The sequence below is a fragment of the Arthrobacter sp. B1I2 genome (assembly GCF_030816485.1).
GTDB lineage: Bacteria > Actinomycetota > Actinomycetes > Actinomycetales > Micrococcaceae > Arthrobacter.
The window spans coordinates 1-26,234 of sequence record NZ_JAUSYC010000002.1; the positions used below are offsets into that span (position 1 = coordinate 1).

Annotated in this window: 27 protein-coding genes; 6 read left to right on the plus strand and 21 right to left on the minus strand. The window is 61.3% G+C overall.

The window, feature by feature from the left end; translation table 11 throughout:
• Positions 1-154 precede the first annotated feature (154 nt).
• The 6 genes from QFZ57_RS19965 to QFZ57_RS19990 form a co-directional block, all read right to left on the minus strand.
• Entirely contained in the window at positions 155-655 is a 501-nt protein-coding gene (locus tag QFZ57_RS19965; RefSeq protein WP_306901644.1) for a nucleotide exchange factor GrpE, read from the minus strand.
• 14 nt (positions 656-669) lie between these two features.
• On the minus strand, positions 670-1,800 hold the full coding sequence (locus tag QFZ57_RS19970) for a tetratricopeptide repeat protein (protein ID WP_306901645.1): 1,131 nt from the start codon (positions 1,798-1,800) through the stop codon (positions 670-672).
• Between the two features lie 27 nt (positions 1,801-1,827).
• A complete protein-coding gene (locus QFZ57_RS19975; protein WP_306901646.1) occupies positions 1,828-3,360 on the minus strand; it encodes an Hsp70 family protein in 1,533 nt (510 codons plus the stop codon).
• Between the two features lie 3 nt (positions 3,361-3,363).
• On the minus strand, positions 3,364-3,747 hold the full coding sequence (locus tag QFZ57_RS19980; RefSeq protein WP_306901647.1) for a hypothetical protein: 384 nt from the start codon (positions 3,745-3,747) through the stop codon (positions 3,364-3,366).
• A 129-nt stretch (positions 3,748-3,876) separates the two neighbouring features.
• The gene (locus QFZ57_RS19985) at positions 3,877-4,923 is read right to left on the minus strand and encodes a site-specific integrase (protein WP_306901648.1); all 1,047 of its coding nucleotides are present in this window, start codon (positions 4,921-4,923) and stop codon (positions 3,877-3,879) included.
• A gap of 241 nt (positions 4,924-5,164) precedes the next feature.
• Positions 5,165-5,404: a hypothetical protein gene (locus tag QFZ57_RS19990; RefSeq protein ID WP_306901649.1), complete on the minus strand. Its 240-nt coding sequence runs from the start codon at positions 5,402-5,404 to the stop codon at positions 5,165-5,167.
• Between the two features lie 523 nt (positions 5,405-5,927).
• Here QFZ57_RS19990 and QFZ57_RS19995 point away from each other — a divergent pair.
• Both QFZ57_RS19995 and QFZ57_RS20000 read left to right on the plus strand, forming a co-directional pair.
• Positions 5,928-7,064, plus strand: a complete 1,137-nt coding sequence (locus QFZ57_RS19995; protein WP_306901650.1) for a hypothetical protein — start codon at positions 5,928-5,930, stop codon at positions 7,062-7,064.
• Between the two features lie 868 nt (positions 7,065-7,932).
• Complete coding sequence (locus tag QFZ57_RS20000; RefSeq protein WP_306901651.1) at positions 7,933-8,262, plus strand: histone-like nucleoid-structuring protein Lsr2; 330 nt, start codon at positions 7,933-7,935, stop codon at positions 8,260-8,262.
• 91 nt (positions 8,263-8,353) lie between these two features.
• On the opposite strand, the gene QFZ57_RS20005 is transcribed toward QFZ57_RS20000, so the two are convergent.
• From QFZ57_RS20005 to QFZ57_RS20025, 5 genes are read right to left on the minus strand one after another with little or no spacing between them, the layout of a single operon-like run.
• Positions 8,354-8,794, minus strand: a complete 441-nt coding sequence (locus QFZ57_RS20005; protein WP_306901652.1) for a DUF4913 domain-containing protein — start codon at positions 8,792-8,794, stop codon at positions 8,354-8,356.
• A gap of 11 nt (positions 8,795-8,805) precedes the next feature.
• Positions 8,806-10,584 carry a type IV secretory system conjugative DNA transfer family protein gene (locus QFZ57_RS20010; RefSeq protein WP_306901653.1) on the minus strand — a complete coding sequence of 593 codons (1,779 nt, stop codon included), beginning with the start codon at positions 10,582-10,584 and terminating at the stop codon, positions 8,806-8,808.
• Complete coding sequence (locus tag QFZ57_RS20015) at positions 10,581-12,155, minus strand: helicase HerA domain-containing protein (protein WP_306901654.1); 1,575 nt, start codon at positions 12,153-12,155, stop codon at positions 10,581-10,583. Before QFZ57_RS20015 ends, QFZ57_RS20010 begins: the two co-directional genes overlap by 4 nt.
• Positions 12,155-13,663 (minus strand): SCO6880 family protein, encoded by a 1,509-nt coding sequence (locus QFZ57_RS20020; RefSeq protein WP_306901655.1) that lies wholly within the window; start codon positions 13,661-13,663, stop codon positions 12,155-12,157. The genes QFZ57_RS20015 and QFZ57_RS20020 overlap by 1 nt, the downstream gene beginning before the upstream one ends.
• The gene (locus tag QFZ57_RS20025; RefSeq protein ID WP_306901656.1) at positions 13,650-14,558 is read right to left on the minus strand and encodes a hypothetical protein; all 909 of its coding nucleotides are present in this window, start codon (positions 14,556-14,558) and stop codon (positions 13,650-13,652) included. Before QFZ57_RS20025 ends, QFZ57_RS20020 begins: the two co-directional genes overlap by 14 nt.
• Positions 14,559-14,655: 97 nt before the next feature.
• Between QFZ57_RS20025 and QFZ57_RS20030 the strand changes: the two genes are divergently transcribed.
• Entirely contained in the window at positions 14,656-14,883 is a 228-nt protein-coding gene (locus QFZ57_RS20030) for a hypothetical protein (RefSeq protein ID WP_306901657.1), read from the plus strand.
• A gap of 33 nt (positions 14,884-14,916) precedes the next feature.
• Here the strand turns inward: QFZ57_RS20030 and QFZ57_RS20035 are convergent, their stop codons facing one another.
• Genes QFZ57_RS20035 through QFZ57_RS20060 form a run of 6 tightly spaced genes read right to left on the minus strand, consistent with a single transcriptional unit; the run spans position 14,917 to position 19,571 of the window.
• Positions 14,917-15,672 (minus strand): hypothetical protein, encoded by a 756-nt coding sequence (locus QFZ57_RS20035; RefSeq protein ID WP_306901659.1) that lies wholly within the window; start codon positions 15,670-15,672, stop codon positions 14,917-14,919.
• 27 nt (positions 15,673-15,699) lie between these two features.
• Positions 15,700-15,969, minus strand: a complete 270-nt coding sequence (locus tag QFZ57_RS20040) for a hypothetical protein (protein WP_306901660.1) — start codon at positions 15,967-15,969, stop codon at positions 15,700-15,702.
• An 11-nt stretch (positions 15,970-15,980) separates the two neighbouring features.
• Positions 15,981-16,580, minus strand: coding sequence for a DUF6668 family protein (locus QFZ57_RS20045; protein ID WP_306901661.1), 600 nt, complete (start codon positions 16,578-16,580; stop codon positions 15,981-15,983).
• A 39-nt stretch (positions 16,581-16,619) separates the two neighbouring features.
• The gene (locus QFZ57_RS20050; RefSeq protein ID WP_306901662.1) at positions 16,620-18,083 is read right to left on the minus strand and encodes a chromosome partitioning protein ParA; all 1,464 of its coding nucleotides are present in this window, start codon (positions 18,081-18,083) and stop codon (positions 16,620-16,622) included.
• A 46-nt stretch (positions 18,084-18,129) separates the two neighbouring features.
• On the minus strand, positions 18,130-18,642 hold the full coding sequence (locus QFZ57_RS20055) for a hypothetical protein (RefSeq protein WP_306901663.1): 513 nt from the start codon (positions 18,640-18,642) through the stop codon (positions 18,130-18,132).
• Complete coding sequence (locus tag QFZ57_RS20060) at positions 18,639-19,571, minus strand: CHAP domain-containing protein (RefSeq protein ID WP_441296749.1); 933 nt, start codon at positions 19,569-19,571, stop codon at positions 18,639-18,641. The genes QFZ57_RS20055 and QFZ57_RS20060 overlap by 4 nt, the downstream gene beginning before the upstream one ends.
• A gap of 371 nt (positions 19,572-19,942) precedes the next feature.
• Here QFZ57_RS20060 and QFZ57_RS20065 point away from each other — a divergent pair, with 371 nt between their 5' ends.
• On the plus strand, positions 19,943-20,257 hold the full coding sequence (locus QFZ57_RS20065; RefSeq protein ID WP_306901665.1) for an ArsR/SmtB family transcription factor: 315 nt from the start codon (positions 19,943-19,945) through the stop codon (positions 20,255-20,257).
• Between the two features lie 64 nt (positions 20,258-20,321).
• On the opposite strand, the gene QFZ57_RS20070 is transcribed toward QFZ57_RS20065, so the two are convergent.
• From QFZ57_RS20070 to QFZ57_RS20085, 4 genes are read right to left on the minus strand one after another with little or no spacing between them, the layout of a single operon-like run.
• Positions 20,322-20,780, minus strand: a complete 459-nt coding sequence (locus tag QFZ57_RS20070) for a hypothetical protein (protein WP_306901666.1) — start codon at positions 20,778-20,780, stop codon at positions 20,322-20,324.
• A complete protein-coding gene (locus QFZ57_RS20075; RefSeq protein ID WP_306901667.1) occupies positions 20,767-21,948 on the minus strand; it encodes an alpha/beta hydrolase family protein in 1,182 nt (393 codons plus the stop codon). Before QFZ57_RS20075 ends, QFZ57_RS20070 begins: the two co-directional genes overlap by 14 nt.
• Positions 21,945-22,934 (minus strand): hypothetical protein, encoded by a 990-nt coding sequence (locus tag QFZ57_RS20080; protein ID WP_306901668.1) that lies wholly within the window; start codon positions 22,932-22,934, stop codon positions 21,945-21,947. The genes QFZ57_RS20075 and QFZ57_RS20080 overlap by 4 nt, the downstream gene beginning before the upstream one ends.
• Positions 22,934-23,437 (minus strand): hypothetical protein, encoded by a 504-nt coding sequence (locus QFZ57_RS20085; RefSeq protein WP_306901670.1) that lies wholly within the window; start codon positions 23,435-23,437, stop codon positions 22,934-22,936. Before QFZ57_RS20085 ends, QFZ57_RS20080 begins: the two co-directional genes overlap by 1 nt.
• A 336-nt stretch (positions 23,438-23,773) precedes the next feature.
• Here QFZ57_RS20085 and QFZ57_RS20090 point away from each other — a divergent pair, with 336 nt between their 5' ends.
• Together QFZ57_RS20090 and QFZ57_RS20095 are read left to right on the plus strand one after the other, a co-directional pair.
• Positions 23,774-24,103, plus strand: coding sequence for a hypothetical protein (locus tag QFZ57_RS20090; protein WP_306901671.1), 330 nt, complete (start codon positions 23,774-23,776; stop codon positions 24,101-24,103).
• Between the two features lie 234 nt (positions 24,104-24,337).
• On the plus strand, positions 24,338-26,161 hold the full coding sequence (locus tag QFZ57_RS20095; RefSeq protein WP_306901672.1) for a MarR family transcriptional regulator: 1,824 nt from the start codon (positions 24,338-24,340) through the stop codon (positions 26,159-26,161).
• Positions 26,162-26,234: the final 73 nt, after the last annotated feature.

Below are 26,234 nucleotides of genomic sequence, written 5' to 3' on the forward strand. Positions count from 1 at the left end.
GGATGCGTGATTACGAGCTATCGCCTGCAAGCGTTCTCGTTCCTTTTGTGCCGCTGCGTATGCCGCGTCTCGGCTGCCTGCCGCGACGGCTTGGGCGGAAGAGAGGGCACCGAGGAGGCGAGCATGCGTGCGGCGCAGCACATTGGCGCAGCCCCTAAGCTGATCTGTCATCAGTGCTTACCGCCACGGCCACCGTCACTTGGGCAGGGCGCAGCAATCGGTCTCCGAGCCGGTAGCCCGTGCGCTGGATTGCTGCGATGGTATTGGGCCGTAGTTCCCCTGCGGCATCGACGGTGCCTACTACTTCGTGGACCCGTGGATCGAAGTCGCCCGCGTCGTCTATTTCGACAAGCGCGCGGCGCCGGAACACCTCTAGCAGCTCATCGACGGCCGACTCCACAAGCTCTGGTGTTGCGGGCTCTCTTTGAAGCCGGTCGATTGCCAGGAGTGCTTCCTTGATGAGGGCCTCTAGGTCGCGGTACTTGAGTAACTCATTTGCTGTGCGAAGTTGGTCCTGGACCGTCTCGATGAGCGCGTTCTTCCCGCGATCCTCCATTAGGCGACGTTTGAACAGATCGCTGAGTTGACTCACCTCGAGCTGGAGCGCTGCCAAAGCGTCGGAGCCGTTCTCAATCGTGTTTTCTTCTCTAGACATCGTGACAGTGCCCCTTACTGTAGGCCGGTATTACGCGCGTAGGCGGGGGCTTGCTTTCGGTTCCATTGCCAGCCCGCCAGTCGGTGGGAGCGCACGAAGAGCACAGGCCAGAGAACCAGAAGGACGAGGAAGATGACGCCCAAGAATGCGCCGCCTCCCCCCGAGTTGAAGGCGATTGTCATAGCTATGAGCGTTGCAATTTCACCGGCGGCGAGGCCAGGTAACCCGCTGAAAGACTGGAACTTCACAGATTCCGCCTGTTCGACGAATACCCGCACCTCGTCGAGGTCATTTTGGAACTCCCTATCAGTGATATTCAGCCGGTCGATCTTCGCCAGCTTCTCCTTCGTGTGGTTCAGCTGCGCCTCGGACAGTATGTTCTGGGTGCCGTCATGGAACTTCGACCACGTCGATGTTGACTGCTCTAGGAGGGCCAGAGCGTAGTAGTACCTCACGAGTTCATCATCAGGGAACTGTTCGTGCGCAACTCTCAGTATCTCCGCGCCACGGTCAACTTCGCCGAGCGCGCCGTAGGACAAACCGACTCCGGCCTTGTAGTAGGCGTTGTTCGGCTCCAAATTTGAGGCGCGCTGGTATGCCCCTAGGGCATCGCGCCAATCGGAGGTTTTCTTGTATAGATCACCCAGCTCTGCGTGGTAAGCGGCTTGGTTTGAATCCAAGCGGATCGCCTCGTTCAGCTCGAAGAGAGCGTCCTGATCGTGGTCAACTAGCGCCGATGACACCCCGCGAAAGTACCAAGCCTCCGGGTTTTCGGGCTGCTGTCCGGTCGCTTCGCGCGCTGCGTAGTTCGCCTGCGCGGCGTTGCCCTGGGAGAGGTATTCGAGGGCGATCTTCAGCCAATCCCGTCCTGCGCCTGGCGTTTCCTTCGAGGGCGGGTTGGGTGGGTCGACTTGGGCGGCGAGTTTGCGGTCGTACTCGCCGCGCTTTGGAGGATCGTTGAACACGGTCTCCGCATCAGAGATGTCCCTCATCAGCTTCTCTGCAGTCTGACGGGTCTCCAGCTTCGGATGGCTGGTCTTCGGCTGCCAGAATCGGCGCTTCTCACTGATTGCTTTGGAAATCGTTTCGATATCGGCCTCAGGATTTACTTCGAGGATCGCGTAGTAGTTGGCGAGGGGGGCCATGCTGCTCTTTTCTTTTCGTGAGATCGTCTACTGGACGGACAGCGACGAGACTTTATGCGCCGCCGCGCGAACTTGGTCGTCGGTCAAATTGGCGAGGCGGTCAATTTCGAATGTTCCCAAAGACTGATTTGCTGTGAGGTCGGTAAGCTCGACGAAGACGGTTTGGTCAATGTCGTACGCATACGTCACCCGCACGGGAGCCCCCTTGGGGTACGGCGGGACGGGGAGTTCCTTGGAACCAATCTCCACTACGTAGTCCGGGTTGGTGTCATCGCCCTGGGTGACGCGCACATTGATCGAGGTCTGGTTGTCCACGGCCGTGAAACCCTCGGCGCTAAGCTTCGCCGGGATCTTGCTGTTTCGAGGGATCACTATGGTGTTGACATCACGACCATTGTTGGCATCAACCTGGATTACCCCAAGCGACTGTGACGTAACGTCAGCAATCACGGGCATAACGCCTTCGAACAGGGCTATATCGGCTCCTGAGGTCGCAGAGTCTTCCATCGCCGCCTGGATAGCCGCGCCAAGTGCAACGGCCTCATCGGGGTGGACTGATCGGTCTGCGGGTCTGCCGGCAAGCTGCTCTACTGTCGCCCGGACCTTTGGCATTCTCGTTGAGCCGCCTACCAGCAACACATGGTCAACCTGTGCCCAGGAAATACCGGCCTCTTCAAGCACGTGCTCCGTAAGGTCTTGCGTTCGGCGAAGCAGGTCCATGGTGATGCGCTCAAACTCTGCTCTCTCAATTTGCACGCGGTAGGGGCGGCCTTCGGCGGAGACATGGACATTAGTGACGGCTACGGTTGTGAGGCTTCGCTTCGCCATTTCGGACTTCTCGCGGAGGACGGCAAGCTGAGCTGGATCATCGAGGAGGTTGGGTCCCCCTTGCTCCTCGACCTTGCCGGCAATGTACTCGATGAGGCGGTTGTCGAAGTCGAATCCGCCGAGGTTTCGGTCGCCGTCGGTGCCGAGGACGTCGAACTCGCCCTCGCCGATTCGCATCAGGGTCACATCGAATGTGCCGCCACCAAGGTCGTAGACCAAAACCGTACCTTCAGCGGACGTGTCCAGACCGAAGGAGAGCGCCGCTGCCGTTGGCTCGTTCAACACGCGCAGGACGTTAAGGCCAGCGATTTTGCCCGCGTGTTTGGTCGCGGTACGCCGGGCGTCGTCGAAGTAGGCCGGCACGGTTATGACGGCGTCCGTCACGGGCTCACCCAAGGCCAGTTCGGCGTCTTCCTTTAGTCGGCGCAGGATAATTGCTGAGATTTCCTCGGCCGTGTAGGTTGTGCCTGCCGTGGAGGTAAACCTCCAAGCCGGATCGCCTATGTTGCGTTTGACGAACTGCACAGCGTCTTCAGGGGCGCTGGCGGCCGAATGCTTCGCCATTGTTCCGACAAGAGGCTCATCACGACCGTCGAATGATTGAAAGAGCGCTACGGATGGGGTTATGTTCTCGCCGTCCCGGTTGAGAAGGACTTCGGGTTCTCCTGTATCTCGCAGAATCGCGACGGCCGAATAGGTCGTTCCAAGATCAATTCCAATCGCCCGCGACATCAGTTACGCCTGCGTTTGATCTAGCTTGGCGATGACCTTTTTCGCCAGCGGCCAGCCGCCGCTGGTGACCATGCCGTACTGAGTTTTCCACGCGGACATCCAGGCCGTCACGTGCGTCTTACCGTCCTTCAGTGGTTCTATGACGACGGAGATCGTCGCGCCGGTGTCATTGATGGTGCGACGACGCTTGTTGATGTGGCCTGGTCCAGACACGTCCGCCCACAGCATTTTTCCGAAGCTGTCTTCCACGATCTGGCGCGCTCGAGCGGGACTGAGCGTTACGACAGTCTCATGCTCGCGCTTGGCGCGCCCGCTGTTCCAAATGCCCAAGGCGAAGATCCCGGCGATGAGAAGCACGAGGATGAGGATGAAGCCACTACCGTCCATGAAGGTGAACCTTTCGATTTCAAAACAGCACGTACGGCCCCGGTAAGGACACCAAGACCTGCTAACGCCCCTAACTTTAGGAATCGGTTGTCGGCAGGGTTTATGACTTGTTCTGTCGGCTTGGTTATGCTACTCAGTCAGGCCGAAAGCTTGGCGGACGATGTCACGCACCCGGGGCCACTCGGGAGTGTCGGGAGCTCGTCGCAATGAGGTGGCGTATTTGCCGAACTCGGGCGCGGGGATCCCCGCCTGCTCGAGTGCGATACGGCGGAGGCGGGTAATCTCGGAGCGAGCAATGGGCAGGTGTGACTGTGGAAGGTGGCCCTTCCACAGCTTGTCCGGCGCGAGTGCGGCGGCATCGAGCAGCGCCTCAATTTCTCCGCTGAGTCGGAGACCGATCTTCTGGCGAAGGGCAAGCGGGGTGTCGAGGTGGAATTTCAATGGCACATTTGCCTCTGCAAGCATGTCGGCCAATGCAGGCAGATTTTCCGAAAGCCACTGATGCGGCAGCGCATACCGCACACCCGCTTCGGCAAGCCGTAGTTGGACGATAAGATTCAGGGGCGACGAGTGGACAGCAACCACCGGAATCCGCGTCGTGACTGCGGGGCCAAGAGCTCTAATCCGGGAAATTGCACCGCATGGATCGATACCTAGTGGTGAGTTCATCCAGACAAGGATGTAGTCCCAGGATGAGGCGGACGTGGGCTCCAGATGTGCAGTTTCATCAGCCCAGCACACTGCACCTGACTCCGTAAGTACAGCTTGCAGTCCAGCGCGAATGATGGGGTCGTCTGAGACTACTAGCACGCTGGCCTGACCCTGATGGGCATCCAGGAAGCGCTTTTCCAAGCGGACGAGTTCAGACACCGGTAAATCGAGCAAATGAGAAGAAGCAATCTTGCGAAGCGCGGTTAAACGGCGGCGGATAGTCGAGGTCGATCTGCCGTCCCGACGCACCTCGACGAGATAGGCGAAAATATGCCGCGCAGCAAGATGCCGGGCGTTATTCAGCCCACGGGATTCACACCATGAAAATAAGTGAGCCAAATCGCTTGCATAGGCTCGCCGCGTCGAGGCTGACAACCCCTTGAGAAGACTATCCACCGCGCTCCCCCAGCTCTGACTTAGAGGATCAATATAGCCATAAAGCAACACCGATGTTGCACGTATCACGGCTGATGACTTCCTCCTGATAGCACCAGCTGATATCAGGGGGTGCAGTTTGCGCCGCCGCCGTCCCTTTAACACTTAATGCGCCCGGGCGTCCGCTCGGCGGCGGCCTCGGATATCAATTGCAAGAACGCTAGGTGCAGGGGGGCATGCTGGATTTTGTCAAGAGAGGTTGGTCTCCAACATGGAGGACTATAGGTGGTTCTTATAGCCGAGTTCGATCTCAGTAATCGCTCGCATCCAGTTAAAAAGCATATGGGTCCTCCAACTTGTCCGTATCTTGGAGGACCAGCGTTAGTTGGCTGGCGCTCCCGGGCAGCGGCATCAACGGGTGCTGTTCGATGCCGCACACATCAAGGGCAAGGGGTGACCGGGTGTCTTTTTCAGAAGTCGCCTGCACCTCAGCAAAAACCACTTTTTTGGTGCCCGGTCGCTCCTGCTGCCGGGAGCCATCGGTAGCGGTGTTCACATTCCGCAGGCCCATCAACGAGAAGATGATGGGACTTGCACCGGGGGGCGGTGACTCGGCTCCTCGATAAAGCCTTTGTTCGCATCCTGGAAGCTGGAGAGATGGGAGTCTCCGTGCCAGGGCAGATGACTTTGAACATTCCGTGCAGTTGACTTCTGAAACTGACGCCGGGCTTGATGTCCACAAGAAGGTTGTTCTGCCATCCTCAGTCGGACACCTGACTCGGCACCTCCTCCGGTCAGGCGTCCCGCTCCTTGGGTGGGCACCTTCTTTTCTCGCTATTCGTAACACAGCCGCATCTGCCAGATTCCGTTGACCTGCTGCTCAGCGTGCACATATAAATCTCATACGACTAAAACGATGGGGGACGTTCAATATGGGGCCGCATTTCAAGGCAAGCGGGCCGGTAGCAATTCTGGCCGTAGCCGTACTACTCGCTTTTACCGCTTCGGGCTGTCAGAGCGCGTCAGCTCCAGCAGACTCTGCGAACACCCCAGTAGCGACGACCACTGCGCCCTCCGCGAGTCCGCAACCGACCATGAGTAAGCCGATCGTCACACCTTCGCCAGCTGCCCAGCCAACCATGGTTGGTACGGGGTATTCAGAATTCGGAAATTTCCTCATCAAGCGCTCTGGGTTCACCGATATCAAGCCCAGTATTGATGGCGAGGCGGACCTCTACGTCATTGGAAAAGGCAAGGTTGTTCTCTCGGCAAAGGCATTACTTCCAGGTAAGGCCGTCTCGGCGCAGTCGTATACAAGCATTGGCTCGATGGAGAAGCCGCTGATCGCTGGCATTGTCCAGTACCGCCAGCCGGCGTCTGGGCTCGACCCCGAAAAGTATGTTTCCGTCCTGCTCGTCATCGATCCCGCGACTTCCAGCGTCCTGAAGGAAACTGAAGTGCTCCGGGATGACACTGAATTTGGTGTGGCGAAGAATTTGACCGGATCAAACGGTAACGTTGTTTCATTTTATTTCAACGCGCCCCAGAACGACGACGGTATCACCCGTGCTTACGACGCGATGAGCGGCAAAATGCTTTGGGAGCGACCGGGGTTCACCACAGCAAGCGTGACCGGTGCGGTGGCCCTGCAATCCGTCGGACCCGGGTTCAACTCCGGGGGCGACCCCTGCTACAAAGCGACAGGGGTTGACATTGCTACAGGCAAAGATCTCTGGAACGTCAACTACATCGACGTTGCCCGAGGGTGCTCCAATATCAACATCGGCTGGACTTCGAAAGGTGGAATGACCGTCGGTAGGGCTGTCGGGATGAAATACGTCCACGTTTCCGGCGAGCAAGACAGCAACTTCAACGCTCTGACTGGTGCTGCCGTAACTTTGCCTGACCAGGTTGCAAGCGTCGACCCATTGTCCTCGCTCGTTGCAGGAAGCCCCGCTCACGCTTACATTGACAGTGCTCCGCTGATCGTCACAGATGCGGCCTCAGGGGACGAGAAGTTTACTCTTGACGCTGAGCGGGTTAAGCAGCTCAACGCCCAAGTCGAGGCGCTCCATGGAGGCAAGCTCTATTTGAAAACAACTGACCAACACCCTGTAGTCGACATTGCGACGGGTAAGACCATCGAGGACAACGCCAAACGCTATCCGATATGCGTGGTACGCCAACGGACATACTGGAGCGACGGCATGCTCGAGCCCACCACAAAATAAACGGTCATGCCCTGGTGTCCATTCCTCAGGTTTTCGGAGAAAGTACATCCGTATGCTTTCCTCCGCGAACTTGCCCGGCCTGACTACGCCTACCAGATTCCTACCCCGAGTACAGAGTCAGGCCACTGCAGGCGGCCGTGGAGATCCTCTTGGCGATGGCCGCCGTTGTGGTGGCCGTAACGGTTCCCACCCCTGAAGGGGCATGGTTGGCACCATTCGATGCAGGCCGCGCCGCCGCCCACAGCAGTGGTTGATGATCGCCCCCTGGACATGGATCTTCCGCCGCCGCATGGTAGTTAACCAGCGCAAGCACGGGCAGTCCTTTAGCTCGTCTTCCAGCAAGTCTCGTTCATCCCGCCCGAAGACCGCTCAAGCACGTCGGCCTCGCATCGGGCTGGGTGGCTGTGTACTCAAAATCAAGTCGCCATGGGGCCATCACTGCCGGGCAGATCGGTATAGCCACGGTGTCCAGACACCATCTGGACAGTTGGAATCCCCTTGTGGAGGGCTGAGCTGCCACCATCCGTGCCCGCATCCTACAATCTGCAATCGTGCAAAAGCCTGTTGCGCAATCATTCAGGAGGCGGTCTGGACGGTTGGTTCAATGCCCACAACCGGGGACAATCCTGATGGCTTATCCTTATCCCACCGCTTCGGCTGCTGGAAGCTACCCAGATGGCTCCCGATTCCAGCCGTGGATAGCCCGAATTGGCCCCAGCCATGGACTGCTCACGCCCATGACGCTCGCTTTTGTTGCTGCATTACTCGATTCGATATCGAAAAGGTGCCTTGATGTGGTGGGAGTAGTTGCTTGACTGGTACCACTTATTGGGGAATCGGTTGGACAATGGAATGCTAGCCTTAATTCATGGCAAAAAAGACAGTTGTGGTGCTGGAAGATGATATCGACGGCTCGAAAGCGACCGAAACCTTATCTTTCGCCCTCGACGGCAGTGAATACGAAATTGACCTCAACGATGGCCATGCTAACGAACTCCGCGAAGCCCTGGCACGCTTCACCAACGCTGGCCGCAAAGTATCCCGCGGACGTGGCCGTCCTGTGGCCCGTGCTAAGTCCTCGCAGGGTGTTCCGGACGCCAAGGCGGTACGGATTTGGGCGGCCGAGAATGGCATCCCGGTAAACACGCGCGGTCGTATCCAGGCGGAAGTCGTAGAGAAGTACGAAGCCGCCCACTAGAACCAGAACAAACAAAATCAGGGCTGGAACCTATAACTGGTTCCAGCCCTGATTTTTATTTGGATCCTAAGTCATCCTGCAACCATCCCTGTCAGGCAGGAATAGTCCGAACATCAGGGAACCACCCAGCCGGGGCCTTTTTGGGCTCCAGATGCTCGGGGTCGCGGTGCTTTTGCATATCGCATTTGTAGAACGGCCCGCGCGGATCAAGAAGGACACTCATGTGGTGGTCTGCGTGGTCTTTGAACCAGACGCTGATGCCGGTGGCTCCGTCGAGTCTGAGGTGTTCCCATGCCCGCCAGAGGGCTTCCACCCGGGAGACAGCTTCGGGGTGGAAGTACCATTCGATGCACCATTTTGCAGCGCGCCCGTCGACATCGCGGACGTAGGTGGGGAGCAGCTGCTCGTGCAGGAACTCTTCGGCAGACCCGTAGACCAGCTGCGGGGGCTTCTGCTGCTCGTCGGCCTTAGCGCCTGTTTCCTGCACGTCAGAGGTGGGAGCTTCACCGAAGCGGCCGATGTCTATCGTCATGCCCTCCTCCCCTACCTGGTTACCCATGGATTTGCGGCCGGCGCCGCTGCCACCGGTACTGGCTCTTCCTCCGGGTGCGGGCTGTACTTCTTGAGGGACGCTTCCACCGCGTCCTTGTGCGGCCCTGTGTACCAGGGCATGGTGCGCACCAGCGTGGCGGGCGCACCGGAGGCAAGGACGACGGCGCGGCCGCGATCGAGCTCAGCGAGGTTGGAGACGTCGAAGATGCGCTCCTTGGACTCCTGACGGGAGCGGCTGAACCCGGACTTCCCGGATGAGATGGAGACGTTGATGTAGCTGTAGTCCCCGACCAGGTCGGAAAGCGCGCGGAGGAAACCTTCCTCGGCGACACCGCCGCCGTAGACCTTGACGTTCGCGGCGGACCAAATCTTCCGCATGTTCGCCTCTCCCCAGAGCTCGACGCCCTGGGACCAGGACTGCAGGATGCCCATGACGATCAGGCCCTTGGAGCCGTAGTGGCTGAACTGGTCCGGCAGGCCGGCCCAGCGGACGACGTTGGCCAGCTCGTCGAGGGCGAATAGTGCCGGTTTGGGCAGGCGGCCGCCGCTGCGTTCCGCGCGCTCTTCCATCGCCTCAGCAATGGCCACGGTCAGTGCCGTGGTGAGTGGTGCGGCTGAGCCGGCGCCTTCCTTGGAGAGGATGTAGATGGTCTCCTGGGAGGAGGCGAAGGCGTGCGGGTTGAACTGCCGGCGCGCATCACTTGCGACGCTTGCGATGCTTGCGCCGCCTGTGGGGGCGACCCAGCGAAGGGTGTTGCGGCTCTTGAGGCACTGGATCATCTTCTCGGCGGTGCCGAAGATACCGTCGCGCTGCTTGTCGGCCAGCTTCAGCGTGGACTCCAGGCCTTTGTACTGCAGTTCGTAGTCATGCTCCCGGAGGATTTCAATGGGTTCCTGGCTGACCTGCTCGGTCACCCACAGGTAGACCTGCGTGATCGGCAGATCGCCCAGTGCTGCGGCGAGGAAGTACGAGGAAAGAATGTCCTCGGCTTTGGGGTCGAAGTAGGCGTCCGGCTTGGATCCCGGGACCCGGGAGCCGACGGCGAAGTGTTGGGTAAGCTTGTACGCCTTCTCTTCGTCGGTGACGTAGGAGAGGGGGTTCCACCACCAGTCCGGTTCTTCCTGGGCGATCTTCTGCGGGTCGAACACCCACACCGGGGCCGCGGCCCCGCGGACCCCACGGGTGCCGTCCACCACGTCACGCTTGTTCGAGGTTGAGACGACAGCGCCGGGAGCGTCGAGGATCGCGGGCATCACTCGGGAGGTTGATTTACCGGTCCGCGGTCCCCAGATGTCGAGGCTGAGGTCTTCCCAGGACTGGACGAATTTCTGGCCGGTGGAGACCACCTTGCCTACGACGATGCCGGGGTTGTCCTTGATTCCCAGCCGTTCCGCCTTAGCCTGCGCTCCCTTGTCAGAGAACGCGGCGAGGGACTTGCCCCGGCCAAGGTAGCGGGCGGCCTTGTCCACGCGGGCACGCTTGGATGCGCCCTGCCGCCATGCCACCAGGACGACGACGGCCAGGGCCAGGACCAGGCCCGCCATGACGCAAACGACGACGATGGACTGGGCCGGCCAGGGCACCTTTCCCTTGATGAGCCCGGCGATCAAGTCAATGGGATGGGTCGGCGGTGCGTCGATGCCGGCCATCCACGAGCCGATGTGTACGGCGGCGTACGTGCCGCCGCCGAAGACGACGATAAAGCCAATGGCTAGCCATACGAGGATGGCGTCGCCAAGGCCCATGCCTTTGCGGTTCGGTGCGCTCACAGCGAGCCTCCTTCAATCGGCAGGATGGGTGCTGCCGGGTTCAGGATCGGTTCCGGGGAGCCGTGCCATTTCCCGTCGGTGTCGTTGACCCCGTCGGGCCCGTGCTCCACGGAGGTCAGGCCGACCTGGACCGGGATTCCGGGACGTCCGCCGACCTTGATGAGGAACTTTCCGCGCCCTGGCGGTTCGACGTCGACGCCCCGGGAGTCCCAGGCGGGCGGGTCCTGCCAGGAGATGAGTTTTTGCTGTTCCTGCCGGGACAGTGGTATCGCGGAGGTCAGCAGCGGCATCTCGGAGGCAGGCAGGCCGCCGCAGATCACCATGCCCGAGCGTTCGACGAAGCCCCGGGCCTTCATGCGGTCCTCTTCTGCCGGCAGTGCCAGCAGGTCGGACATGGTGTGGGAGATCATGATCTGCCCGACGCCGACGGAGCGGTTGAGCCGGGTGAGGGCGTCCACGCGGTCGACCATGCCCTTGCCGGCACGTAGGGCCCGCCACAGCTCGTCCAGGACGACGAAGTAGTTCCTGCGAGGTTCCAGGCCTGCGTCGGCGAGGGCGTTGGCGACGTTCACGGTTCCGAAGCCGTAGGACCAGCAGGCCAGCAGCACGGCGGCCTGCAGATCGGTTTCGGTCTCGTCGATGCTGGAGACGTCGAAGACGACGGCGCGGTCACGTTTCATGGGGTTGGTGGTTTGCCGGGAGAAGATTTCGCCGAGCTTTCCGCCACCGGTCAGACCCAGCAGGGTGGCTTCGAGTGCCCGGGTTTCCTGCAGGTAGATGTTCATGTCTCCGCGGTCCAGGGCGACCTGGCGCAGTTCGTCCGGGGCGGAGACGATCACGTCCAGCAGGTCTTTCAGCACGGGGACGCCGTCGAAGCGTTCATCGAGGACACGCAGGGCCCGGTCCAGGATGGTCTGTTCCTGGTCGGTGGGCGGGTTGTTCCGGCTGATGGTGATGAGGGAGACGACCATGGTCAGGCGCCGGCCGTGGGCGTCGGCGCGGACTCGGGCTGCGTCTTCATGGTGCCCGCTGTCTTCCAGCAGCTGGGCTGCTTCGACGGCCTGGCCGGGGTCGAGGATGTTCATGTATCCGACGCCGCGGCCGAGTTTGATGACTTGGCCCCCGAGGGCTTTGACGGCTTTGACGTGCTCGCCTTTGAGGTCGCCCAGGATCAATGGGTGGACTCCCTGCGCGGAGAGGCCGATGAACATCCGGCGGACAACCGTGGACTTTCCGAGACCTGGTTTGCCGAGGATGAACGCGGACGGGTTGGAAATGAGGCGTGCGCGCTGGAACCAGCTGATCGGGTCACAGCAGACCGTTGCCTGGGTTTCCTCATGCCGGCCGAGCGGGACCCCGATCATGGGTGAGGACGCGCCGGAGGAGAACGGCCATAGTCCGCAGACCTGGACGGTTGTTCCCCGGTATTCCCGGACGGACGGGAGGAGCTGGGCCATGCCGCCACCCCTTCCTGTCCAGCCCCGCGAGCCCGGCCCTGTTTCCTTGGCCGGGGCTTTTGCTGTCTTTGCCTTCTTTGCCTTCTTTGCTGTCAAAAGCTTCATGCGGGCCATTAGAGGGCGTCCTTTATCTCGGTGGGCACCATGCTGTGCTTGGGCAGGACCAGCCCCAGGGGCAGGGACGCGGCGAAAGCCGTGTCCTGGGAGCCGTAGGCGCGGCGCAGCAGAACGCGGGCGGTGCCTGAGGTCTGCTCGATGGCGGCAACGGCGTCGGTCAGGCGTTCCTTGTCGGTCACTGTGGCGGTGACGACCATGCCGAAGTTCACCAGACCGGCGCCTTGGGCTTCTTCCTGGGCGGTCTGGGCGGCCGAGCGGGCATCCACCAGTGCCCGTGCTGTGGGACGGGTGCCGGAGGTGATGCGGACGTTGGCGTTGTTCTGGTCCCGTTCAACGACCGTTGCGGCGCGGGCGGAGTCCATCGGGCGGTACAGCAGGGAGACGCGCTTGCGGTCGATGTCGCCGTGCGGGGCGAGCAGCCGGGAGAGGACTGAGGAGTTCACGGAGCCGCGGGGAGCGCCGGTCATGGTCCAGGAGGCCGAGAACGCGGAGTCGTGTCGGTAGTCGTCCCAGCTGGCCTGGGTGGCGGTCGGGCCGGCCTCGGCCCAGGTCAGGGATACCGGGGTGCCGGCGGCGTGGGCTTCGTCGATGATCAATGCTGCGGGCGGGTCGTAGGCGATCCGTACGACCTCGCAGAGTTCCTGCGCGGACATGGGCCGGGCGATCCCTGCCCCGGTGGACTGCAGCCGTGCCGACAGCCCGGGGATCCGGGAGGCAAGGTCGCGGGCGACGTCTTCCGGTGTGCGCTTCTTTGAGCCTGCGCGCAGGGAGGCGTTGAAGGTCAGGGACACCCAGGCGCGGACGGTGGCCGAGCCTTCCGGGTAGGTGTCGACGACCTCATGGAGCATGTCCCTGGCGAACTGCGGGGCGTCCGGGTCAATGTTCATCAGGACTTCGTTCCGTAGCCTGTAACCGGAGTCCGGGGCAGTCTCAACGGTGACGGCGGCGGCGTCCAGGCCGGCCTCGTCGGCGAGCCCGGCGAGCCAGCCGCCCCAGTTGGCGACCCAGGCATCGACCTGCTCGGGGTCAACGAGGGAGGCCCCGTCGGGTTCGGTGGAGAAGATGACGGTGAAGTGGCTGGTGGCTGGTACGTGCAGCATGGCGAAGGGGCGCTTGTAGGAGTCGGTGAACTCATACAGCGTGGACTTCGCCGCCAACCCGGGCAGCTGGTACATGCCCCACTCGGTCACACCAAGGGGGCCGGAACGGTAAAGGTTGGTGCCGGAGGACTTGGACACCTTGAAAGCCAGACGGGTACCGAAACGGTCTACTATGGACTGGCCGTGCTTGTCCTTCACGGTCAGCAGCAGCGCGCAGGCGCCGGCGACGGCAAGGACGCCGAGGCCGACGAACAGGCCCCAGATGGCGAAGCTGACGATGCCCAGCAGGAGTCCGACCATGACAATGCCGGTGCCGATAGCGCCGAGGTTGCCCAGGCCGGCTGAGCGCGGAACGCGCCAGTTGCCGTAGGACGGTTCCTTGTATTCGGTGTTAATTGCTGCCACTGGGGCCCTCCGCGGTTGAATCCTGCGCGGTCGTCTTGATTGCCTCTGATGTCCTTGACGCCACCTGTACGCCCGTGGCTACGGCCATGCCGGCCGGGCCCGTAGCCGCCGCCCCGGTCGTGGCTGCAGCGCTTCCGGCCGGTGCTGACGCTCCCGCCGTGCCGGCTTTACCGGCTGCTCCGCCCGGGCCCGTAGTGCCAGGCGTGGGCTGCCCTCCACCACCGCGGGGGTCTGAAGATCCAGAACTACCCTTGGGAGAACTGCCTGTGTTCGTGCTCGTTGTGCTGCTGGTGCTGGCTGGGATCGGTGCTGCGTTGCCCCGTCCACTGCCAACCCGGCCCATGGACACAGCGCCGGTGGCAAGGGCACCCACGGCGGCCCCGGCCGCTGCCCCACTGCCGGCGGCAACGGCTCCCACCATCGGCGTGACGAACCGCATCAGGGCTGGAAGGGCGAAAAGGGCAACGATCATCAACGTGAACCCTGTGATGGAGCCAATCAGGGCATCCTTCCCGCTGGTCTTGCTCATCAACAGGAATGCGACCGAGTACACGATCGCTGCGGCTGGCTTGTAAAGGATGAAGGCGATGGTCCAGCCCACTGCCTTCTGGAACCACTGCCTGCCCATTTCGGTATTCGTGAAAGCGGCGGTGGTGGGCAGGATGCCGGCCAGGATCACCAGCATGCCGCTGCGGACGACCATCAGGACGATCTGCAGCAAGGATGCAAGCAATCCGATCAAGCCAAGGACGATGAGGATGAACACTGCGTCCCCTGCCTGAATAACGGTGATTTTCTGGAACGCGTCGGCAAATCCTTTACCGTCCGTCGATTTTTCGATGAGGGCGCTGGCGATGGCATCGGCGGCGATCACCAAAATCGAGATAACCCCCAAGCCAAGACCCGATACCAGAGTCAGTGTGACCAGAGATCGTAGGAGGTCTTTTAGCGGCGCCCCCCGTTGTTCCCAAATCATTCGGATGCCGCCAAGAATGACAGCGAGGACTGCCAAGGTCAGCGTCCAGGGCATCAACTCGCTGTTCACAGCGGATACCACCGGACTGGCCTTTGCCCCCTCCTCGCTGGTGAGGTTCACCGTCGGCATAGACGCCCAGAAGGTAGACAGAGTCGTCACCATCTGGCTCATGCCCTCCATGATCGACTTCGCCAGATTGCCCACGGCGTCATCGAGCATCCCGGAAACCGCATTGCCGCCGTGACAGATCACATCCAAGGGAGCGCACTCGGCCATGTCAGACCCCGGCCCATGCGATAAAGCCGCTCATGTCACTGAGCGGGGCAACATCGTTTATGAGCTGACCAGCATCGGAAACCTTGACTTTCCAATCCCCGTCGAGCCACTCAAGCGGCAGAACTGCATGAAACAATTTCCCGCCGGAAGTTTGAAAAGCCAGGTCAACGTTGGCCTCTGCGGGCGTGTACGACTTGAGTAGGAACCCTCGTACCTGGACTGTGTCACTGGAGCCGGTGGAAGGATCAAACGTCGCTGCTTGCTGTTTGGCTGCGTCACGCCCAGCACCGGGGACCATGAGCTTGTCTGCCAGATCGATATTCATTTGCTGTGACTTGGACGAGCCCAGGGCCACCAGGTTAACGGCAGAGTAGACAGCGCCGGTTGGCGAGTGGGCAAAGCAGGACCTGAATCCGCTCCCGTCCGTCAGCCCCGGTCCGAAAGTCTTAGGGTCCGTGGGGGCTGCCATTTTGCCGACAAGTTCCCACTTAGACTTTGGCGCTGCGCCCAAAGCCGTCTCCGTGCTTGAGGGCAGCCCGCAGACGCTTTCTCCAGCCACATCGGCCGACTTTGATGACGCCGGAGAGGCGCCGACCGACGATGAGGCCGGTGCGGGCTCCGCATTGCTCTGCCCTTTGGGGAGCAGGAAGATGACGATCCCTGCCGCAACCAGCGCGACCACCAGCGCGGCCGCGATGATGAAGCCGGGTTTGGTGAACGGATTGCTTTCGGTGGTGCTCTCTGTTGACTGGCTCATACGGAACCTCCCGTTGATGGTGCTGGCTTAGACGAAGGCGCGGACGATGCCACCGGCACCGGTGATGATGATGCAGCCGCCGAGGACCCAGCCAAGCTTTCCCAGGTGCTCTCCGCCCTGACCGCGGTTCCAGACGATGAGCATGCCGATGCCGACGATGATGACGCCCAGGACGCCCAGGACCAGGCCGATACCGGAGGCCCAGTTCAGGATGGTCAGCAGACCGCCGGCCTGTGCCGGGACGACGGGGGTGGGGTTGGGGATAACGCTGGTTGAGAGTGCGGTGAACGTGTTCATGGTGAGACCTTTCAGTGGTTGGTTGACGTGGCCAGGGCGGCCACGTCGGTAATGAAGCGCTGGTATTCGCGGGCGGCTGGCAGTGCTGTGGTGTCGGTGTGCCGCCAGGCGTCCACCCAGGGCAGAGTCCAGAATCGTGGCGCTCCGCCGCCTACGAGGGCGGTGAAGTCCCGGAGTGCTTTGGGTGTTTTTCCCGGGGCGTCTGCCAGGACGGCGAGGCCGAGCAGGTCGACCTGCGGGGCGGCGCCGGACACCCATTGGGTGAGTGCGTTCCTGGCGGTTGTCAGGCCCCGCAAGTCGGCACGGCAGACCAGCAGCACCTGCGGCCTGCCGCCGCTGGGGAGAACGGGCCAGCAATGATCCGTCGCACGGGCAGATTCGATGAGGTCAGTGATCCGGCTTTCACCCGCTCCGCCGTGGGTACCAACGACCCAGAGACGGGCTGTGCCGGCCATGCTGCGGGACGCCAGCCGGTCGGCCGCGTCTGGCTCGACCATGCCCCGAAGCGGTGTGCTGATGACCGCCGCCGGCGGGACAGCCGCAGCCCGGGTTTCCTCCGCCGGTTCGTCAGCCGTGGGGCGGGTCACCCAGGGGTTCAGGGTCTGTTGCATGGTTCCTCCTCTCACCTTTCAAGTTCCGTGGGGATTGTTCTAGAAGCCTTTGGCGACGGCGGCGGCCGCCGCGAGCCATGCCCGCTGGGTGGCGGGCTGGAGGGCTTCGTAGCGGATAGGCCCGTTGACCAGGGCGGGGTCGTACGGGATGCGGACGACGGAGCGCACGAACGGCTCGAAGCCGTCCGCGATCCGCTGCGCCTCGGCTTTGGCGCGCTTGAGGGCGTCCCCGGTCATGCTGCGTTTGGCGTCGGTGGATTCGGAGACGATCACGACGGCGTTGTGTGCGAGCTCGGCGTCGTGGCCGCCACGGGATTCGAGGGTCTGCAGGGTCAGCCGGGCGGCTTCTGCACGGTCCTCGATGGCGGTGACGGGGACGACGAGCTGGTTGGTGTGGTCGATCATCCGCCGCCAGTTGGCGGCCCGGGCGGTGTTGCCGGAGTCCATGATGACCAGCCGGTAGTACCGGGTGAGGACCTGGTGGGCGATGTCCACTTCCTCTGCGGTGACTTCGTGGTCGCCTTCTTCGTTTTCGTCCGAGCGCAGCACGTCGAACTTGTCGGCGGTCTGGTGGTGGACGAACTTGGCGATCTCGGCCGCGTTCGTGGACGGGGACAGCAGTTCGGTGGAGGAATCGATCAGGTCCAGGACGCTGCGGTCATGGACGCCTTTCTCGGTCCGCCATCCCAGGGTGCCCTGGGATTCGTTGTTGTCCCAGGCCACGGTTGCTGCGCCGCTGTAGCGGGCAAGGATCGCCGAAAGCATGACGGCCGTAGGGGTCTTGTTGGCCCCGCCCTTACGGTTGACCACGGCGATGGTCCGCGGGCCCGGCCAGTGCTGACTCACGGTACGGATGTCTTCACGCTCGGACAGTTCCTCCTCCGAGGGGTCCATCCGGAAGCCCAGGCGCGTAAGCGCACCCCGCCAGCCCTGCGTGGCCGGCTCCAGCACCGGGGCGCTGACCAGGAAGGAGGTCTCCTTCAAACTGCGTCGAGTCACCCGCGCATCGGCTGCAACAGCCCGCTGCGGTGCCTCATCGTCGGCCGGAGCCACGTCCTCGGTCAACGCCGTCTCCCCGGCAAGGCGCGGCCAAGACTGACGTCCCACCGTCGGCTGGACAGCTTCAGGCTTCACCGCAGGCGTTGGCGCTGGAGCGGTGTCGGTGACTTCGGCGGCGGCCGCAGCGTGTGTGCCGGCGGGTGCTAAGACGCTGCGGCGGCGGGCGGGCCGAAGCTCGTAGGAGACGGATTCGACGTTGCCGCCCGGGTGGACGATCAGTTCGCCGTGGCCTTCGGGATCCTCGATGCGGACCCGGACGGGACGCTGCAGCGTCTTAGCTTCGGCCACGACAAGTGCCAGGGCGTTGTCGCGCAGGTCCTGCAGCGTCTCCCCTGCCGGGACGACGCGGGAGTTCCCTGCAACGACGACCTCGGCGGTGCCGTTGTCGCTGATGATGGCCTTGATGTTCGGGAAGGCCAGGACCTCCGTGGTTGTGGTGCTCATGAAACCTGATTCCTTACGTTGACGGGGCTGGTGAAGTACGGGCGCTTTACGGGGTGGGCGGGATGAGTCGGTTGACCTTCCACGGGGCCTCCGGGCCGGTGCGAAGCAGCTGCAGGGTGTAGGTTCCGGCATCGGTGGGCACGGCTGCCATGACGCCATAGCCGTTGGCCTCATCGACCGTCAGTGTGGCAGTGCCGGTGACCCGCGTGGCGGGGACATAGGCCGGATCCACGGCGGAGTAGTCGGCGGTGGCCTGCGGCGTGAGCCAACGGGCGAGGCTGTTGGCCCACTGTTTGTCCTCCACGCCCGGGCGGGCGAAGTCCGCCATGGCCTTCTGGGCTGTGTCTACCGCGGCGTCTTTACTGGCCTGGTCCCAGCTGATGCCGATGGTGGCCGGCACGGTGCCGTCGGGGGCCTGCGGGCCGCTGCCCGCGCTCAGGGAGACCGGTGCAGAGGCCGTGGCGGCCGTGCTGGTCGCCGGGACCGGCGTGGTGTTCGCTGCCGGTGCGCAGGCCGTGCACAGCAGGACCACCGCGGTCAGTGCCAGGGATTTTTTCACTTCTTCTCCTCTTGGGTAGGCAGATACAGGAAGGCTGACGGGACCGTGTTGCTGACCGTCCGGGTGTAGTAGTTGTGGTCATCCGGCGGCGGGTTGCCGTTGTAGCCCTCTTCGACGTAGGTCCCGTTGTCCTTGACTGCCTTGACCACGGCGACGTGGCCATAGGTCGGGTCCGCTCCCCCGGCCCCGGGCGCGTACCAAACGACCGCGCCAACCCGGGGAGTATTGCCGGTGGCCCAACCCTTGGCATCCCAACCGGCCTTCCACGCCAGCGCAGAACCCAACTTCTGACCGTCCGGGCGGAACGTGCCGTTGAGGAACTTGAACGGTGCGCCGGTGGAGCCCATCTGCTGGTTCACCCGCCACAGGGCAAAGTCCACGCATTCGCGGTAGAACATGCCCAGCGGCGACGCCACCGCTGGGCCCGTACCGGCCTGCACCCAGGTCGGCGACTTCTTCCACGGGTAGTCATCCCCGGCGCCCGACTGCCCAGGCATAGCGCAGCCGCTCCCTTCCAGCGAGAACTTGCCGGTAGAGAGTGTTTGGACGATTTTTACGGCTTCGGGCCAGTACTTCTGGTAGTGGTACGGGTCCGCGTTGCGCTGGACCGTGTTGCCGGCAATGGTCGGCTCCAGCAGCTCCCAGCCATCCACCTTCTGCAGCGCCTTGATGAAGTTCGTCGCACTGATGGTCGGGTCCATCCGATCCGCGTACGATCCCCAGGCGCCGTCACGCTGCTGGAACAAACCGCGTGAATCCGGCCCGGCGGCGTCGCCACGGTCGAGAACACGCAGCCCCGACTCCCCCAGTGCCACCATGACACTGATCACCTGTCCCTTCACGGACAGGTTCAGAGCCCTACCGGCACCCATGATCGCCGCGGCATTCGTCAGCTGCTCCTCGCTGTAGCCATGGACTTTGATGTTCACATCGGTGACGGCAGAAACGGCCGGGCCACAAGTAGCCGCGGTAGATTTCGGAGGGGTGAGCAGCACGAGCATGCTGAGTATCAGGCCAAAAAACAGTATCGGGGTGGCGGTGAGCGTAACCAGCGCAAATGACCTTCCCCGCATCAGCCCCGACCCCCGCATGGTCCGACTAACGTGAGGCCCGTGGCGTCCGTCTTCGTCACGAGGCCGGTGGTGGAAGGACAAGTGACATCGCAGATGAGGCAAAGACGTTTCGGGCAGCTGTCTTGGCGATTCCACATAAAGAGGGTCGCGGGGACTCTTTTATTTAGCAATAGAGTGCGGCATGGATAACCGTGATGATTCAATGAAAAGTCGGGCAGTATGGACGCATGCCCCGACTGATCCGTCCGAATCTTCCTCCAGATGTCGAAGCCGCAGTTAGATTCATGGGCAACAGGGCCCAAGCGAAAGTCTTGAGGCAATTGGCTATTGTGGGTCCCGCGACTATCGGGCAACTCCAGGCTGATCTGGACATAGGCAGACCGAGCCTGAACCGGCATCTGGAAGCTCTTGAAGATGATGGTTTGATCGAAACTGATCCTCCGCGCGGTGCGCGCCAAGGCCGCGATGTCACCTATGCGGTGCGACCAGCCAGGGTCCGAAACTTGGCGCGCGCATACTTCGACTATATCGAGGGACGCTGATCCCGACGCCTTGCTCTTGACAGCCATGTCACTACCCTAACAGGGATGAAACATGTTTCGAACGTTATTCAGGCTGTTCCGGATCAATTCTTTCAAGGGCATCGACTTCGTCGAGAAGAGCGTTGATGGCGTCTAGGGTTTTGATGTCAATGTCGCCAAGAGTTCGAGCCGCGATGTTCTTCAGCTGGTTTCGTCGCATCTTCTTCAGAAGCTGAAGCTCCCTTTCAATGCGTTCTGGAAGTTCGCCGGTTTCATCTGTTAGGTATACCGGGTCAATCTCGAAAAACTTGGCGAGTGCAACCAGCGCCTCCGTGGGAACAACCTCGAGCGATTCACCGGACCGGATGCGCCACCACCGCGTCCTGGACAATTCGTATCCGTGTTGGCGGACGCCGGCCTGTATGTCCGAGAATTCGTACGGCTTGCCACCTTCGGCCACTACTACGTCAAGCAGAAGATTCACCTTGCGAGCAAGAGTCTCCGCCTTTGCCAGCCGATCCCGGGCAGTATCACTGCCAGCCATTTCCTACCCCATCCGAAAGTTCACCAGCTGACGTTGCAGCTTGAGCCTCAGCCCGGTCCGGTTGGAAAAAATTTCCAAACCAACAACGAACTGCCAAATCCCACCCTACCGGGTCTGCATTCCACTCCTGCGTGTGGCCTGAACACTCGAAACCGACCAGTTTTACTTGTCCTGTGTGGGCCGCGGCGAAGCGGACAGAATCTTCGATGGGGACGGACCAGTCGTTTTTGTTGTGCAATATCAACACTGGAACGTCGGGCCTGCGGCCGAATCTGCTCGCGTCCGCTCTCCTGATGTCCAGTGGCTGGTGGAGGCCAGCCAGTCGGCACAATTGAGTTGAGGAAATTAAGGAGGTAACCACGGAACCGAGGAACCGTGGCCAGCCTTGGCGGTGGGCATTCGCACGGAAGGCTGCCTCCCAGTTCAGTACCGGAGACACCATCACGATACCTTTGATCATATTTGCCAACTCTGAACGGTGGAGAGCATTGAGAGCAATGGTCGCCCCAAGGGACCAGCCGAATATGATGCAGCTGTTTCCTCCCCGTTCTTTAACGACCTTGAGCGCGTCTTCAAGGTCGTGCCATTCAGACTCGCCCAAGTGAGAGCGGCCATCCTGCGACCTCGGCCCCTCACCATCGTTGCGGTAGGAAACGATCAGTGAGTTCAGACCTAGAGCACTTGCGCTTTCCACGCCTCGAAGTGTCTGGCGGCGATCACTCCCCTGGCCGTGTACGTGAATTGCCCACAGGTCGTTTCCCTTATCGACGATCCATGCAGGAGCCGGACCTAGTCTGGTGGGCACCTCAGTTTCAAGGAAAGAGGAAGACGGCGTGGCGGCTACGATGCCGCTCCACCTGCAACGCGACTGCAATGACAATGCTATGGGCCGATAAAGAAGGCGACGCCGAACAGCCCCGTTTGTGGTAGCAAGCACTGGTCCTAAAACAGCCGGGTTATCTTGCCCAGCGATTTTTAGTCCAAAGGTCCCTGATGCAAGCGTGCGATTGGTGGCCCGAAGCTCGATTTCATCGTCATTTATCGCTAGGGGAACGATGTCATAGCGGGGTTTGTGTGTGGGAGAGACGGCCTTCCGTGCCGCCCATGCAAGCGTCGTCAGTGTCGCGCACGTTGCAGCAACCACTAATGTGGCGATAGCAGCAGTCATCTCGAGCGCCACGATTGCCGCTCGAGGTACCGGGTTGCCCTAGCCAGCTTGTCAAGTCCGTCTCTACCGATCCGTTTCCTCGATCCAGGATCCCTGACGAGAGAATCCTGGATCTCCACAATCATGCGGTGCAGCTCCCGCCGGCGTCGGTGCGGACGTTCGGGTACGACCGCGAAATCTAATGTCACCCCGGCATTTCCGGCGATGGCCAACTTCCAAACTGGGTCTAATTCAGCGAGCATGGAATTAATCCGTGAAGCCTCGTATATGGAGAGAATTTTGCGTCGTGCTGGCGGGAGTGCCAGCCCGGTGCAGAGCAGAGTAAAAGTTGCTGCGTTAAGTGCCCCATAGAGCCCACTGAGCTTGGCCATCGCCTGCAACTCGCCCAAGACATGCATCGTGTCAAGCGCTAGTACGTCGACCACTAGTAGGACAGCTGACAAGCAACCCATACCTACCAGTGCGAACGCCGTCTTGTAATTGCCAGTGCTCCAAGATTTGCGAAAGCGTAGGCAAGTCCAACCTGCCGCGGCCATCACTGCACCGATGTATACGTATTGGACCGCCGAATATAGGGCAGCGGCAGGCTGAGCCCCGTACTGCATCATGAAGGCTGTGGAAGTGATCGGGGCATCGATCAGGCTGAAAAAAGCAGCTGCAGCGGACGCGGCTACCATCACGCCGGATTTGCCCAGCACACGAGGCGACTTCGAATGTCCCAGTACAGGAAGGGGACGGGCAGCCCTGTGGATGGCTCTTGCCAGAAAGTAGACACCAACCAAAAGCAGCACATTTGCACCGAGGTCGGCATAGTTCCGTCCATACAAGAGCTGATCAACGACCACATAAACGGAATCGACGTTGAAGATCAAGGAGATCGAGATGAGGACCGATGCCCAGAGGATGCTTGTGTCCTTTCCGGGGCGCCGGGTCACTACGACAACCACGCTGAGGGCGATCATCAGCGCTGCCGTGAAGATTTGCACTATCCGAAGACCTCCTCGAAAGCTCCTGGCTCTGTTGGAGTTCCCCTGAGCGCTTCTGCGATCAAATCCGCCAGATACTCGGCCGTGGCCTCCTCCACTGTGCGAAATTCTGTTCGCATGAGCGCTCGACGTACAAGCTCGGGTGGCAAGCTCTGCAGACCTTCTATTAGCAACACTCGGGCTGCGGAATTCGCATCATGCCCCAAGACCATGTGAGCGAGTTCATGGAGGATGAATTGCTGCCGCTGCAACTCCCAAGGAGTCGGAGGATGAAACACCCATTCCTGTCTCCTCCCCGGAACCCAGAGACCGCAGATGGCGGTGCCAAGCAATCTGTCGGTTGCCTTGATACGAATCCGACGGCCACGGATTTCTTCGACGGCTCTTACGATCTGCTCAAGCGTAAGACCAGACGAAAGATTTAGGCTCTCGAAAGCCTTGAAGGCATCGCGGAACGCTTGCTCAGACTGAGTTACTGACAAGGAACGCGGAGCTCGCGTCACTACAAGTTCCTTCACATGGTTGTATCGACTAGGCTAGTCTGAAACATGTTTCAGACATGTTTTACTGATGGCCATACAAAGACCACGGCAAATCGGGCCTACCTTACCAAGAGGGCACGACAGTCGCTTGTCACGAACGGAAGGGAAGCACTAATGCCATGTACGCCTGGCACACCAGCATCGAGCCTTTGTCGGCCGGCTCATGCTGATGCGCTCGGACCTCTTGCAGTCGGCTGAAATATGAAGCCGTTTCCGTTTCAACACGCCGAGGCTGTTTCTGTTTCAATGCCGAAGGGCGGAAGTCGTCGGTGGTAGTTTCAGTTTCAGAGGAGCTGGATGGTCCAGCATTTCACTCCTTTAGGGCCGTTGAGTACTTGGCTCGACCACTCTATTGAAGTAAAGGCAGCCACGGCTGCCGAAGTTCAAAGGACAGGGATGATGGCTCCAACTACTCGTACGGGCAGGCGCTCCAAAGGCGATCGCAAATTCGTCGGTTTCCGCATCGCTACTCCTAAGGCCGATGCAATGGAGGAAATTGCAAAAGCGGAGGGGTACCAGTACGTCAGCGACTGGCTGTCTGACGTGGTTGAGGAGCGCCTTGCCAACACCAGGCTTCACGCAATTCACCAGCAGGACGAGCTGCCACTCGGCCGCTTAGCCTCTTAAAAGTTGAAGGCCCGCACGAGGCGGGCCTTCGAAGCTTCTGATTCACGAACTGGGATGCTTGCCGGCGAACAGTCCGCGAATCGTTTGGAAGTCCTTTACAGGGCTTCATTTGTGTAACAAAACCGATCCGCCAAGATCGGCCCTTTTCATTGCCTGTCAGCAACTCTCCCCGAAAGGATTGTTCTCATCGTACATGGACACCCATGTGCGTCGCCAGCCATATCTGAGTGTGGCGTGTCGCGCAACCTCTCCTCGTCATGCTCGCCAGCCGAAGCGTGGGCAGCCCTCGCTCCTGTTCTCGCAGGACAGCCAAGGGTCCGGCTTTCCAAGGACTCCGGAAAGACCTATCCGCAGAGATATGAACGGAACCTCACCGAGACACTCCCGTCTTTGCCCGCCGCCGTTCGGATCTTCGGCAAGGACGGCACCTGCGCGGCGATCTTCCTCGACTTCGATTCCTCGGTAGCAGGTACAGACTGGGTCCAGGCGGACGTCCGCGCGGTCCAGACCTGGCTGCATTCGGTGGGGGCCCGGTGGATTGAGGATTACTCCCCCAACGGCGGCCGCCACGTCTACGTCCCGCTGGCGCAGCGGGTCACCTTCTCCGAAGCGCGTGATCTTGTCGAGGCGCTGGGCACCCGGTACCGGACCCTGGACAAGACCCCGCACCAGAACCTACTCCACGGCTGCATGCGAACCCCCGGCTCACCGCACAAGCGAGGCGGCCACCAGGAACTGGCGATGAGCCTATCCATGGCCTACGACATCGCCCGCCGACCCAACAGCGCGGCGGTCTGGGCCGCTATGACCAAGGATCTTTCCGCCGAGATCAAAGCCGTCAGGGCACCCCGCCAGGAAGAGACCTTCACCCCGGCAACCTCGTCTGCACCCGTCGTGGACCATCCCGTGGGCCGCATGTCCCGGGCCATGCAGGTACTCGCCCAAACCGGCATGTACGACACCAGCCGGTACGCCTCAGACTCGGACGCGCGCCAGGCAGTCATCGTCGGCGCCGCGGCCGCCGGCCTCCAGCTCGTTGACGTGGAGCGCCGCATGCTCCAGGGAACCTGGCCTGGACTGGCCTCCTTCTACGCCCGGTACCCAACCCGGCACCGGCTCCCGGCCCTGCGCCGGGACTGGATGAAAGCCCTCAGCTACTTGAGCAAAAAGCCCGCAAAAACCGACCCGAATGACAGTGTCCGCAGATCCCCCACAAGCCAGCCAAATACACAGGCGGCAGGGGTAAAGGGGATCCCTCCAATTTCTAATCCCGATGCGGAGCATCGGTTCATCCGGAGCTGGCGAAATGCCCTGCGCATTAGGGAGGTGAACTACCAGGAGTCCAGGACAGGAATGGCACGACGGATGGTGCTTAGGGCGTTGGGCGAGGCAGCACACATGACAGCTTCCCGGTTTATCGAATTCGGCGTCCGGTCCATCGCGGTCGCCACAGGCCTCGACCACACCACAGTCGGCCTCCACCTGCGGGAACTACGCGGCGAAAAGGATCCTCTAATCACCCTCGTTGAAGAAGCCCGTGGAACTAAGGGCGATCTTTACATGCTGACCGTTCCCGAAGAGCTGAAGGCAGCAGCCGAAGACGCCTCCTGGCAGAAAGGGAAGATCCACGCCCTGCGTCCGGTATTCCGGGAACTGGGGCTGCCGGCCGCCTTCGTCTACGAAGCCCTGGAACACTCCCCCGCCATGCCGACATCGGAAATTGTCCGTGCCACGCGGCTCTCCAGGTCCGCGGTGCACGAAGCCCTCGAAGTTCTTACGGCATGGAACCTGGTCGCCCGCGACGTCGGCAAGGCTTGGTCTGTCGTCACCACGACATCTTTGAGTCAGCTCGCTGAACAGTTCGGAGTCCTGGAGGCAGTGGCGGCGCAGGTGCAGAGGTATCGGACAGACCGGATCATCTGGCGGGAGTGGCTGGCCAAGAACGTCACCACCGTCGCCGAGCTCCTCTCCCCCGGTGAGGACTACCCGTGGCAGATGTTCGAGGGACCGCCCGATGAGTGGTCACTGTCCGACATGGCCTTCAGACAATCGGCCTGACCCTCCCCCCCAAGGGCAAAGGAAAGCCATGCTTTCATGCATGAATGAATGCACGAAAGCATGGCCGGCGAAA